Raw genomic sequence first — 12,371 nt, 5'->3', positions numbered from 1 at the left:
GGGGGCCGGGGCGCGGGGGCGGCCCCGCCACTTCGCCCGTGTTCCCCCGGTGGCGGGTTGTTACCCCCCCGGGTGTAAACCCCCCCCCACACGGGTCTACCTCGGCCGGCAGGCGACGGGGTAGCGGGCCGACTCTCAGTGGTGCGTGTACCTCACGGGCTCCGGGAGGCCCGCGTCCGCGCGGATCGCGCGCGACAGGCCCTCGATCGAGCGCAGCGCGTCGACGAGCTCGGGCACGCGGACCTCGAACGGCATCGCGTGAATGGTCTCGCCCGGGGCGGTCGCGGCCTCGGCGACACGGCGCAGGTCGCCCACGTCGGCCGGCGTCAGGCCGATCTCGGTGAGCGTGTTGGGCAGCCCGACGCGCGTCGTGAACTCGACGAAGTCGCGGATCTCCTGCGACGGCGCGCCCTCCAGCACGAGCTGGGTCAGCGAGCCGATGTTGACCTTCTGGCCGTGCGTGAGGCCGTGGGTCTGCGGCGCGGCCGTGAGCCCGTTGTGGATCGCGTGGGCCGCCGCGAGGCCGCCCGACTCGAAGCCCAGCCCGGACAGCAGGGTGTTCGCCTCGACGACGGCGTCGACCGCGGGCGTGACGAGGTGCTCCTTCACGGCCTCGATCGCGGGCAGCGAGTTCTCCCACAGGATCTTCCAGGAGAGCTCGGCGAGCGCGGTGCCCGTGATGAGGGGCAGGCCGCCCGCCATGGTCGTCGCGTTGGCCTTCGCCACGGCACGCGCCTCGATCCAGGTGGCGAGCGCGTCACCGATGCCGGCGACGAGGAACCTCACCGGCGCGTTAGCCACGAGCTGGGTGTCCACGAGGACCAGGTCGGGGTTGTGCGGGAAGAAGCGGTACTCCTCGAACGCCCCGTCCTCGGTGTAGATGACGGACAGCGCGGAGCAGGGCGCGTCGGTCGAGGCGACGGTCGGGACCGAGACCCACCGGATGCCCTCGAGGTGCCCAGCGGCCTTGACCGCGTCGATCGTGCTGCCGCCGCCGATACCCACGATCACGTCGGCGCCGCTCTCGCGGATGCGCCGTGCGAGGTGGTCGACGGCGGTCGCGGTCGCGTACGTGCCGAAGCCCTCGCGCTCGCGGCGCAGGTTCGCGGCCTGGAACGACTCGGCGACGGTGTCCTCGACGATCTCCCAGACCACGTCGTCGGCCACCAGGAGCGGCTTGGTACCGATCGGGGCGACGAACTCACCGAGCCGGGACAGCGCGCCGCGCGACTGCACGTAGCGCAGGGGGCTGATGAGGGTGCGGATCGGGACCTCGGACATGGGGACCTCCTCGGAGTGCTGGACAGGGCCGTCGCCGGACCTGCGCGGAGGGTCGCTCCGCGTGGGCCGTCGACACCTCGACGCTATGCCGAGGCGTGACCGACCGCCCGGTGGGGCCGTGTGACGTCCGTCGTCGGCCCACCGTCCGGGACGTGCTGCGTCAGTCGACCGTGACGGCCTCCAGCACGGGTAGGCGCGAGGCCCGGATGCCCGGCCAGACGCTCGCGACGAGACCGATCACGACCGCGAGCCCCAGGACCGCGAGGACCTGACCCCAGGGGATCGCCAGGCTCGTGAGGCCCTGCTCGGCCAGGACCCCCGGGAGGGCGGCCGCGATCGCGATCCCGGTCAGCACACCGAGGACCGTCCCGTAGACGGCGGTCAGGACCGACTCGATCGTGATGATGCCCGCGAGCTGGAGGCGCCCGAGCCCCACGGCCCGCAGCAGCCCGATCTCGCGCGTGCGCTCGATGATCGACAGCGCGAGCGTGTTGACGATGCCCAGCAGCGCGATGACGATCGACAGCCCCAGCAGCGCGTAGAGGATCACGAGCACCTGGTCCACCTGGGCGGCGGCCGCGTTGGCGAGCTCCTCGCGGTCGAGCACCGAGACGACGAGGAACGGCTTGACCGCGTCGGTGAGCGCGGCGCGCAGCTCCGTGGCCGAGGTGCCCGGGGCGGCCGTGACGTACACCGCGTACGTCGGGATCTCGGCGGAGCCCACGTCCGCGTACGTCGCGTCGGAGAGCACCACGTCGGACGAGATCACCTGGGTGTCGATGATCGCCCCGACGGTCACGTCCTGCGTCCGGGTGCCGTCGTCGCTCGTCAGGGTCAGGGAGTCGCCGACCTCCCAGCCCTCGTCACGCGCCGCGGTCCGACGGACCACCGCCTCGCCGTCGACGAGGGCCCGGTCCGGGTCTCCCTCGACCACGGGCGCGTCGAGGCCCTCGGTGAAGAACCCGGGCGGCACGACCGTGGCCACGCTGGGCTTGCCGTCGACGTCGAGCGTCCCGAGCCGCAGGGGAAGCGCCTGCCCGACGGCGGGGAGCCCGGTCACGGCATCGGTGACCCCCGGGGGGAGCGCGCCCGTGGCCGCAGCACCCTGGACCACGTAGTCGGCCCGCATCTGCTCGTCGACGATCGACCGGACCGAGGCCTGCGTCGAGGCCGCGATGACCCCGGTCGCGCTCACGAGCGCCATCCCGATCAGCAGCGCCCCCGCGGTGTTGGACGTGCGGCGCGGGCTGCGTGTCACGTTGCCGCGCGCCAGCCGGCCGAGCGGGCGGATCGCCGCCACCGCCGGTACGGCGAGCACCGTGATCACGGCGCCGGCGATCGCGGGGGACAGGACCAGGACGCCCACGAGGGCCGCGCTCGCGCCGACCGCGAGCAGGACCCGCGGGTTGAGGTCGTCGACCAGGGCCCACCCGGTCGGGTCGGCCGAGGCCGAGCTGCCGAGCCGCGAGGCCAGGACCAGGAGCCCCGCGCCGAGCACCGTCAGCACGAGCCCGACCACCGCCCGGGTGCCGGTCCCGCGGTCCGGTGCGACGTCGTCGTGCATGGCCTGGACCGGGGGAGTGAGGGCTGCACGGCGGCCCGGGACCGCGGCTGCGACCACGCTCACCAGGACGCCCAGCGAGATCGCGACCACGACCGAGGTCGCGCTCAGCGGCACGCGCCCCGAGAGCTCCATGCCCGTCGAGCCGAACACCGCGCGCAGACCGCTGACCAGGACCCGGCCCAGCACCACGCCCGTCGCGGCACCGAGCAGCCCGACCGCGACCGCCTGCGCCAGGATCGACGCGAACACCTGCGCGGGCGATGCCCCGAGCGCGCGCAGCAGCGCGAACTCGCGCTGGCGCTCGCGCACCGACATCGCGAACGTGTTGGCGATGATGAACGTCCCCACGAACAGCGCGATCGCCGCGAAGACCAGCAGGAACGTCTCGATGAAGCCCAGGATCTGCTCGACCTGCTGGCGTGCCTCCTCGCGCACGGCCTCGCCCGTGAGGGACTCGGTGCCCGCCGGGACGACCTTCGCGACCCGGTCGGCGAGCACCTGCTCGGACACGTCGCCCGCGGCGTAGACCGAGATCGTGGGGACCGTGCCGTCGGGGGCGTAGGTAGCGAGCGCGGTCGCCGGATCGAGGCCGACCAGGATCGTGCCCGCGGCCGCCGCCTGGATCGCGAAGATCCCCGTGACCGTGACGGGCTGGGGCGCGCCCGCGAGCACCACCGTCGTCGTGTCGCCCGTGGTCAGGTCGGCCGCCGACGCGGCGCTCTCCTCCAGGGCGATCTCCGCAGGGCCCACGGGCCACGCGCCGCTCGCGAGCGTCACGGTCGGCTCGTCGGGACCCACCGCGATCCCGATGCTCGGCGGCCCCGACGTCGTGACGGCCGTGCCGTCCGCCGCGACGAGGACGATCGGGCCGGACGCGTCGGGCACGGCCCGCGCGACGCCGTCGACCCCCGCGACCGTGTCCGCGAGCGAGACCGGGACCGGGGAGTGCGGCGTCCCGAAGGTGCTGCCCGCGGTCGTGGAGTCGTCGATCTCTTCGGCCCCGCGCACGTAGACGTCTGCCACGAGCGTCGTCGCGATGATCTCGTCGAACGTCGAGGACAGCATCGCCCGGAACGTGAACGTCCCCACGACGAACGCGACCCCGAGCATCACCGCGAGCGCCGACAGCAGGAAGCGGACGAGGTGCGCCCGGACCCCGCGCAGCGCGACCTTCAGCATCAGTCCTCCTCCGCCTGCCCGAGCGCGTCGAGGATGTCGCGCCGCGTCGGGGCCGCGAGGTCGGCCGTGATCCGCCCGTCGGTGAGGAACAGGACCCGGTGCGCGTACGAGGCCGCCCGTGGGTCGTGCGTGACCATGACGACCGTCTGCCCCAGCTCGTCGACCGACCGCCGCAGGAACCCCAGGACCTCCGCGGACGACCGTGAGTCGAGGTTGCCCGTGGGCTCGTCGGCGAACACCACGGACGGCCGCGACACCAGGGCGCGCGCGCACGCGACCCGCTGCTGCTGACCGCCCGAGAGCTCCGACGGCCGGTGGTGCAGGCGGTCGCCGAGGCCCACGGCACCCACGACCTCGTCGAACCACGCCCGGTCCACGGGGGCGCGGGCGATGTCGAGGGGGAGCGTGATGTTCTCCGCCGCGGTGAGCGTCGGGACCAGGTTGTACGACTGGAACACGAACCCGATCCGGGTCCGCCGCAGCGCGGTGAGGCGCCGCTGCGAGAGGCGGCTCACCTCGGTCCCGTCGATCACGACCCGACCCGACGTCGGGGAGTCCAGACCCGCCATGCAGTGCATGAGCGTCGACTTGCCCGAGCCGGACGGCCCCATGATCGCCGTGAGCTCGGCCGCACGGAAGTCGACGTCGACGCCGTCGAGCGCGCGCACGACCGTCTCGCCCTGGCCGTACGTCTTGACGAGGTCACGCGCCCACGCGGCGGTCCCGGGAGGCGCGGTCGGGGGCAGCGCGGGCACGGGTCCGCCCCCGGTGCGGGTCGCGGGCGGGCCGGACGAGGACGGGGCGGGCTCCATCGGGGCTCCCTTCGGTCGGAATGTCTCCATCGTGGCCCCTGGGGCGGGTGACGTGCGACACATCCGCGGATCTGGCGTCAGGACGCCGATGCGGGGTGGTCCTCCCAGATACCACGGACCACCCGCCCGTGCGACCCGACGGCTCGACCCCCCCTGCCCGCCGGGAACCACCCGAGGAGCCCATCATGACGAACCACACACCGGCCGGATCCCCCCGGCACGCGGCGGTGCTCGCCGCGCCCCCCACGCTCGCGTGGCGCCTGCTGTCGACGGCGCTCGCGGCCCTGCTCGTGCTCGTGGGCGTCGTCGCGATGCCCCGCACGGCGTCCGCCGCCGAGCTCGACGCCATCAAGACGGTCACGATCACCCAGCCCCTGGACGAGGTCCACCTGTGGCAGTCGCTGCGGATCGAGGCGACGTGGGCGGTGCCCGACGGCTCGCACGCGGGCGACACGTTCACGCTGAGCTTCCCGGACTCGCCCCGCGTGACCGGGTTCGCGCAGACGTTCGACCTCAAGACGCCCGGCGGCGCGGTCGTCGGCACGTGCGACGTCACCCAGGACGGCTTCGCGTGCACGCTCAGCTCGTACGTCGAGACCGCGAGCAACGTCCACGGCACCCTGTTCTTCTACGCGCAGGTCAGCAGCGTGGGCGAGGGGGGCACGTTCACGTTCACCACGGGCAACGACATGGTGATCCAGGTGCCCGTGCCGGGCGGTGAGGTCATCCCCGGGAGCGGCTGGTCCGCCCCGACCGAGCCCGTCAAGGGCGGCTGGGTCAGCACGGACGGCAAGACCGCCGTCTGGGAGGTCTACGTGCCGAGCGAGTTCCTGGCCGCGTCGGCCGGCGGCCCCGTCGTCGTGACCGACACGTACGACCCGCGGCTGACCATGCGCGACGACTCGCTCGCCGTCGCGTACGTCCCGCTGGCCGACTGGAACAACGGTGACTACGGCTCGAGCGCGGTGCGCCTCAGCCCGGGGACCGGCTACGCCTACACCCCGAACGTGGCCGGCTCGTCGTTCGACCTGACGTTCGTCGACCCCGTCACGGACGGCTCGCGCATGTACATCTTCACGTACCGGATGTCGCTGCCCACGGGCGTGCAGGACGGCGACACGTTCGCCAACAAGGTCCAGGGCAGCACCGGCTGGGACGACCAGCGGGTCCTCGAGTACGCGGCCGCCGGCGGCGACGGCAACGGCGACGGCAACGGCGAGCTCCGCCTGACCAAGCACGTCACGGGCGAGGGTGCGGCGTCGGTCCCGGCGGGCACCGGGTTCACGGTCGACTACACGACGGACCGGAACGGTGCGACGACGTCGGGCAGCCTCACGGTGACCGACGGCGAGACGGTCACGATCCCCGGCCTCGCCGCAGGGACCGTCGTGACGCTGAGCGAGGTCTCGCCCGCCGCGATCGACGGCGTGACCTGGGGCGAGCCCGTGTTCTCGGGCGAGGGAGTGACACCCGTCGAGGGTGGCGCGCAGGTCACGGTCGGTGCGGAGGGCGTGGTCGAGGTCGCGCTCGACAACCCCGTCACCCCGGTGGAGCCGCCGGCCCCGCCGGTCCCCCCGACGACGCCTCCCACGACCGTGCCCCCGACGACGGTACCCCCCGTCACGCCGCCCGCGTCGGTCGTCCCGCCGACCAAGGCACCGACGGTCAAGGCGACCAAGAAGCCCGCGCGCGGCGCGCTCGCCACGACCGGCGCGACGGTCGGCCTGGCCGCCGGTGCGGCCGCCCTGCTGGTCGGCACGGGCCTGACGCTCGTGGCGCTGCGTCGTCGGGGGTCGAGCTCCTGACGACCTGACGAGGCTGCGGCCCTGGGACGGACCGGCCGGTCCGCCCCAGGGCCGCAGTAGCGTGGGCGCATGGTCTCTCACGCAGTGGTGAACGTGCTCGACGCCGTGCCCGACCCGGGCGACGCCCCGCCCGTGCGCTGGGGGATCCTCGGCGCGGGGAACATCGCGGGGTCGTTCGCCGACGAGGTGCGGGCCTTCACACAGGGGCACGTGGCGGCCGTGGGGTCGCGCGACGAGCGCCGCGCGCGGGACTTCGCGCAGCGGCACGCGCCGTCGGCGACCGTGCACGGCTCGTACGAGTCCCTCGTCGCGGACCCCGACGTCGACGTCGTCTACGTCGCGACCCCGCACTCGCACCACCGCGACCACGGGCTGCTAGCGGTCGCGGCGGGCAAGCCCGTCCTCATGGAGAAGGCGTTCACGCGCAACGAGGCCGAGGCGCGCGAGGTGCTGGACGCCGCACGGCTGGCCGGGGTGTTCGTCATGGAGGCCATGCTCACGCGGCACCTGCCGCACGTCGCCGCGATCCGGGCCCTGATCGCGCAGGGGGAGATCGGTGAGGTCCGGTCGGTCACGGCGTCCTACGGCTCGAACGCGGCGTACGACCCGGCGAGCCGGCTCTTCGCGCCCGAGCTCGCGGGCGGCGCGCTGCTGGACATCGGGATCTACCCGCTCGCGTTCGCGACGGACCTCCTGGGCATGCCCGACGACGTCACGGCCGTCGGTCTGCAGGCTCCCACCGGGGTGGACGCCCAGTCGACCGTGGTGCTGCGGTACGGCGACCGGGCCACGGCCACGCTCTCGTCGTCGGTCCTGGCGCAGTCGGCGACGTCGCTCGTGGTCGCGGGCACGGGCGGCCGGATCGAGGTCGTCGACCGGTTCATGGTGCCCACGACGTTCAGCGTGGTCTGGGCCGACGGGGCGCGGCGCGAGTACGACGGGTACGCGACGGGGGCCAAGCAGTACGAGGCGGCCGAGGTCGCGCGCTGCCTCGCGGAGGGCCTGACCGAGAGCCCGCGCATGACGTGGCAGGACACGCTCGACCTGATGAGGGTCATGGACCTGGTGCGTGCGCAGCTGGGGGTCGTCTACCCGGGGGAGTGAGCACCGGTTCCGAGAACGGCGGTGCCGAGAACGGCCGTGCCGAGAACGGCCGTGCCGAGAACGGCCTTGAGGTCGTTCCGGCGGTCGGGACGACCTCGATCACGGTGTTCGACCGCGCGGAACCTCGTCCTCGGCGCGAGGGCCCGCCTGGGCGCCGCGCGACCACACCTCGGGCACTACCCAGTGGCACCGCTCTCACGGGGTTAGCGTGAACTCATGAGCAACGACGCCCGCACCGCGGCACCGACCGACCAGCCCGTCTCCCTGCCCGACCTCGTCGCGACCGCCGCCGACCTGCCCGAGGTGATCTCCGGCGTCGTGCCCGATCCCCGGACCGCGCCCACCGTCCGCTGGGGGATCCTCGGTGCCGGGAACATCGCCGGGTCGTTCGCCGAGGCCGTGCGCGACCACACGCGCGCCCGCGTAGTGGCCGTGGGCTCGCGCGACCGCGTCCGGGCCGAGCGCTTCGCGACCGAGCACGGCATCCACACCACGCACGCCGACTACACCGAGCTCGTCGAGGACCCGCAGGTCGACGTCGTGTACGTCGCCACGCCCCACTCGCACCACCGGGACCACGCGCTGCTGGCCATCGCCGCGGGCAAGCACGTCCTCGTCGAGAAGGCGTTCACGCGCAACGAGGCCGAGGCGCGCGAGATCCTCGACGCCGCACGGGCGGCCGGCGTGTTCGTCATGGAGGCCATGTGGACGCGGTTCCTGCCGCACGTCGCGGCGCTGCGCGGCGTGATCGCGCGCGGTGAGATCGGCGAGATCGTCAACGTCACCGCCGACCACGGGCAGTTCTTCCCGTTCGACCCCGAGCACCGGCTCTACGCGCCCGACCTCGCGGGCGGCGCGCTGCTCGACCTGGGGGTGTACCCCGTGTCGTTCGCGCACGACGTGCTGGGCGCGCCGTCGTCGGTCACCGCGGTCGGTGCGCTGACCGAGACGGGGGTCGACGGCCAGCTCGGCATCACGCTCGGCCACGGCCGTGCCATGGCCACGCTGTCGACGACGCTGTGGTCGCAGACGCCCAACGTGGCGTCGATCTCCGGGACGGCCGGACGCATCGAGATCGAGGGCACGTTCTACGCCCCGACGTCGTTCCGTGTGGTCCGGCACGACGGCGCGCAGTGGCGCTACGAGGGCTTCCGTGGCGAGGGCAAGCAGTACCAGGCTGCCGAGGTCGCGCGCTGCCTCGAGGCCGGGCTGACGGAGAGCCCGCGCATGACGTGGCAGGGCACGCTCGACGTCATGCGGACCATGGACGAGATCCGCCGCCAGACGGGCGTGGTCTACCCGGGCGAGTGACCCGGGTGGCCTGACCGGGGGCCGCCTCGGACCGGGCTGCCGACTCCGCCCGGGGTCGAGAACGGGTTGGAGGTCGTCCTGACGGGCTGGGCGACCTCCAACCCGTTCTCGGCGGCGCAGGTCAGCCGGCGGAGGGCTCGTCCGTGTGCTCGACGACGTAGCTGCGGCCGTCAGGGCCCGTCACGTACTCGAAGCGCGTCTTGAGCTCGCGGTCACGCTCGGCCTCGGCTGCGGAGACGCCACGTCCGGCGGAGCCCTGCTTCCCGACCTGCGCGGGTCCGAAGATCGGCAGGAACGTCTCGGTCATGCGCAGGCCCAGGGGGCGTCGTCGCTGCTTGTCGGCCATGCGCCTCTCCTCTCGAGAACGGTGCAAGTAGATGGTGCACCAATGATTGGTGTACCAAGCATAGGGGAGAACTGGCTACGATGACGACATGACCACCTCGATCGAGAGCGCCCCGCTGCCCGGCACCGACCCGCTCGCGCTCGAGTCCCAGGTCTGCTTCGCGCTGTCGGCAGGTGCCCGCGCGATGGTCGCCATGTACAAGCCGCTGCTCGAACCCCTGCGCCTGACCCACCCGCAGTACCTCGTGATGCTCGCGCTCTGGCAGGACGCCGCGGCTGGCGAGCGCACCACGGCCACGTCCCTCGCCGAGCGGCTGCACCTCGACCCCGGCACGCTCTCACCGCTCGTGCGACGGCTCGAGACCACGGGGTACCTCACGCGCTCGCGCAACGAGCACGACGGCCGCGTCGTCGACGTCACGCTGACCCCAGCAGGGCGCGAGCTCCGCACCCAGGCCGAGAAGGTGCCGCCCGCCATCACCGCCGCGACAGGCCTGACCCTCGACGAGCTCATGGAGGTCCACGCCGCAGCCTCGAAGGTCGTGTCCGCCGCGCTGCGCACCGGCGTGATCTAGCTCAGGCCTCCACGACCGTCCCCGGCGACATGTCGTACGTGACCCACGGGGTCGCCGTCGCGACCGAGTCGTAGAGCCGCCTGGCCGTGGCGTTCGCCGGGTCCGTGATCCACCGCACGACGCTCGCCCCCAGGTCACCGGCGTGCACCCCGACGGCCCCGAGCAGCAGGCGCCCGACCCCGGCCCCCCGCGCCGCCTCGGCGACGAACAGGTCGTCGAGCCAGCACCCGTGCGACCCGTCGAGCGGGCGCTCGAACGTCCGCAGCACCGCGATCCCGCCGAGGCGCGTCCCGTCCGTGGCGACCAGACCGCGGACCCCCGAGGCGTCGTCGTGCAGCCAGGACCAGACCAGCCGGTCCCGCGCCGCGTCCGCGGGCATCTCGTAGAACGCGCGGTAGGCCGCGTACAGGTCGAGCCACTCGTGCTCGTCGTCGAGGAGGACGGGGCGCACCCGCCAGGTCGTCGTCACGGCCACACCGTACCCACCCGGAGCCTGCCCCTGCGACGACGCCCACGCCCTGCCTAGGGTGGCGCGATGACCTCCCCCAGCATCTCCGCCCCCAGGGCTCCCCGGGCGGCCCGGGCGCGCGGCCTGGCCGCCGCCGCCCTCCGCCAGTGGCACCTGCACCCCCGGTGGGCCATGGCCGTGCGCGGCGCCGTGGCGGCCGCGGTCGCGTGGGTCGTCGGGATCGTGCTGCCGGAACCCTTCTCCGACTACCCGTACTACGCGCCGCTCGGGGCCGTCGTCGCGACCACGAGCACCGTGGCCCGGTCCGTCCGGGAGTCGTTCCAGGCGGTCGGCGCGATCGTCGTCGGGGCGCTCGTGGCGCGCAGCGTGGACCTCGTCCTCGCCCCGAGCGCGCTCTCGATCGCGCTCGTCGTCGCCGTGGCGATCCTCGTCGCCGGGTGGGGGCTCCTGGGCGACATGGGGTCGTGGGCCGTGACCTCGGCGCTGTTCGTCCTCATCATCGGGAACGCGGACAAGGTCGGGTACATGGGGGCGTACGTCGGCCTCGTCCTGGTCGGGGCGCTGGTCGGGATCGGCATCAACCTGCTCTTCCCGCCGCTGCCGCTCGCGGCGTCCGACGTCGACCTCGACCGGCTCAAGGAGGCGCTCGCGGACCAGCTCGACCACCTCGCGGACGGGCTCGACGGCGACGTCGCGCCCTCTCCCGAGGAGTGGGACGAGCGCCGCCTGCTCCTCGGGCCCGTGGTCGACCGGTCGCAACGGTCCGCCGAGCAGGCGCGAGAGTCGGCCCGCATCAACCGCCGCGCCCGCCGGTACGCCGAGACGACCCGGGCTCAGGGGTCCCGGGCGAGCGCGCTGGGCGTCACGTCGTCGGTCGTCGGGGACCTGACGCGACTCGTCACCGGGTGGGAGAGGCAGGACCGCGACGACCTCGCCTTCGGCCAGCCCCTGCGACCCCTCGTGCGCGACGCCCTGCGCTCGTACGCCGACGCCGTGCGGTCCGCGGCGGGAGCGCACGCGGAACCAGAGGTGCTCGACCGTGCCCGGGACACGACCGAGCGACTGCGGCGAGCCGTGCGCGACGTGCGCAGCGGCTCAGACGAGGACTACTTCGTCGCGGGGGCGACCGTGCTCGCGATCCGGCGAGGGGTCGCGGCGCTGGCCGAGGGGTAGGTCCGCGTCAGGCGTCCGTGACGCGGATCGCCCCGTCCTGCCCGACGGCGAAGCGCACCCGGTCGAGCCCGCTCGCACCCGCGTCGGGAGGCACGGGAGCGCCCGCGAGCTGGGCGAGCGTGTGCGTGCCCTCGACCACGAGCACCGCGCATCCCGCCGCCCGGCCCGCAGCGACCCCGGCCGGGGCGTCCTCGACCACGAGGCAGCGCGCCGGGTCGACACCCAACCGCTCGGCGCCCAGCAGGAACGGGTCCGGGTCGGGCTTGCCGTGCACGACGTCGTCGGCCGTGACCACGACCGCAGGAGGCACGAGGCCCGACGCCCTGATGCGCGCCGCCGCGAGCGGGCGCGTGCACGACGTGACGATCGCCTGACGCGTCGCGGGGAGCGACGCGAACGCGTCGACCGTGCCCGGCAGGATGCGCACACCCTCGGTGTCGTGGAGCTCGAGGTCGTGGATGCGGTGGTACGCCTCCTCGACCAGGTCTGCCGGCAGGAGGCGCGCGATGAACGTCCTGGCCGGGGTGCCGTGCTCGATCTGGAACGTGTCCGCGTCCGCCAGGCCGTACTCGTGCGCCCACCGGCGCCAGTTCCGGTCGACCGCGGGCACCGAGTCGATCAGGGTGCCGTCCATGTCGAACAGGATCGCGTCGAACGTGCGCCCCGCGAACGCGACGCCCGGGCTCGGGAGCGCAGGGGAGTCGGGAACGTCGGGGCCGGGTGCGGGGAGGACGGGCATGCCACCGAGGCTAC

The 12,371-nt window shown here is 73.8% G+C and carries 11 protein-coding genes; 5 read left to right on the top strand and 6 right to left on the bottom strand.

Going from position 1 to position 12,371, the window contains the following annotated elements; all coding sequences use genetic code 11:
- Positions 1 to 135: 135 nt before the first annotated feature.
- From ACFVQ3_RS07015 to ACFVQ3_RS07005, 3 genes are all read right to left on the bottom strand, one after another.
- Positions 136 to 1,281: a glycerol dehydrogenase gene (locus ACFVQ3_RS07015; protein ID WP_387636791.1), complete on the bottom strand. Its 1,146-nt coding sequence runs from the start codon at positions 1,279 to 1,281 to the stop codon at positions 136 to 138.
- Positions 1,282 to 1,441: 160 nt separating this feature from the next.
- The gene (locus ACFVQ3_RS07010) at positions 1,442 to 4,024 is read right to left on the bottom strand and encodes an ABC transporter permease (protein WP_387636789.1); all 2,583 of its coding nucleotides are present in this window, start codon (positions 4,022 to 4,024) and stop codon (positions 1,442 to 1,444) included.
- Positions 4,024 to 4,836 (bottom strand): ABC transporter ATP-binding protein, encoded by an 813-nt coding sequence (locus ACFVQ3_RS07005; protein WP_387636786.1) that lies wholly within the window; start codon positions 4,834 to 4,836, stop codon positions 4,024 to 4,026. The genes ACFVQ3_RS07010 and ACFVQ3_RS07005 overlap by 1 nt, the downstream gene beginning before the upstream one ends.
- 185 nt (positions 4,837 to 5,021) lie before the next feature.
- On the opposite strand from ACFVQ3_RS07005, the gene ACFVQ3_RS07000 reads away from it, so the two are divergent.
- The 3 genes from ACFVQ3_RS07000 (at position 5,022) to ACFVQ3_RS06990 (ending at position 9,056) form a co-directional block, all read left to right on the top strand.
- The gene (locus ACFVQ3_RS07000; RefSeq protein ID WP_387636783.1) at positions 5,022 to 6,641 is read left to right on the top strand and encodes an Ig-like domain-containing protein; all 1,620 of its coding nucleotides are present in this window, start codon (positions 5,022 to 5,024) and stop codon (positions 6,639 to 6,641) included.
- A gap of 69 nt (positions 6,642 to 6,710) precedes the next feature.
- Complete coding sequence (locus ACFVQ3_RS06995; protein ID WP_387636781.1) at positions 6,711 to 7,745, top strand: Gfo/Idh/MocA family protein; 1,035 nt, start codon at positions 6,711 to 6,713, stop codon at positions 7,743 to 7,745.
- A gap of 216 nt (positions 7,746 to 7,961) precedes the next feature.
- Positions 7,962 to 9,056, top strand: coding sequence for a Gfo/Idh/MocA family protein (locus ACFVQ3_RS06990; protein WP_387636778.1), 1,095 nt, complete (start codon positions 7,962 to 7,964; stop codon positions 9,054 to 9,056).
- A gap of 121 nt (positions 9,057 to 9,177) precedes the next feature.
- Here ACFVQ3_RS06990 and ACFVQ3_RS06985 read toward each other — a convergent pair whose 3' ends face one another.
- Positions 9,178 to 9,402, bottom strand: coding sequence for a hypothetical protein (locus ACFVQ3_RS06985; protein ID WP_387636776.1), 225 nt, complete (start codon positions 9,400 to 9,402; stop codon positions 9,178 to 9,180).
- Positions 9,403 to 9,490: 88 nt separating this feature from the next.
- Here ACFVQ3_RS06985 and ACFVQ3_RS06980 point away from each other — a divergent pair, with 88 nt between their 5' ends.
- Positions 9,491 to 9,976 carry a MarR family winged helix-turn-helix transcriptional regulator gene (locus tag ACFVQ3_RS06980; RefSeq protein ID WP_387636774.1) on the top strand — a complete coding sequence of 162 codons (486 nt, stop codon included), beginning with the start codon at positions 9,491 to 9,493 and terminating at the stop codon, positions 9,974 to 9,976.
- A 1-nt stretch (position 9,977) separates the two neighbouring features.
- Here the strand turns inward: ACFVQ3_RS06980 and ACFVQ3_RS06975 are convergent, their stop codons facing one another.
- Complete coding sequence (locus ACFVQ3_RS06975; RefSeq protein WP_387636771.1) at positions 9,978 to 10,445, bottom strand: GNAT family N-acetyltransferase; 468 nt, start codon at positions 10,443 to 10,445, stop codon at positions 9,978 to 9,980.
- A 66-nt stretch (positions 10,446 to 10,511) separates the two neighbouring features.
- On the opposite strand from ACFVQ3_RS06975, the gene ACFVQ3_RS06970 reads away from it, so the two are divergent.
- On the top strand, positions 10,512 to 11,618 hold the full coding sequence (locus ACFVQ3_RS06970; protein WP_387636769.1) for a hypothetical protein: 1,107 nt from the start codon (positions 10,512 to 10,514) through the stop codon (positions 11,616 to 11,618).
- A 7-nt stretch (positions 11,619 to 11,625) separates the two neighbouring features.
- Here the strand turns inward: ACFVQ3_RS06970 and ACFVQ3_RS06965 are convergent, their stop codons facing one another.
- The gene (locus ACFVQ3_RS06965; RefSeq protein ID WP_387636767.1) at positions 11,626 to 12,357 is read right to left on the bottom strand and encodes an HAD-IA family hydrolase; all 732 of its coding nucleotides are present in this window, start codon (positions 12,355 to 12,357) and stop codon (positions 11,626 to 11,628) included.
- Between the last annotated feature and the right edge of the window lie 14 nt (positions 12,358 to 12,371).

Source organism: Oerskovia sp. NPDC057915, assembly GCF_042887685.1.
Taxonomy (GTDB): domain Bacteria; phylum Actinomycetota; class Actinomycetes; order Actinomycetales; family Cellulomonadaceae; genus Oerskovia.
The sequence above is the reverse complement of the archived record's forward strand: the minus strand, read 5'-3'. Positions and strand labels throughout refer to the sequence as shown.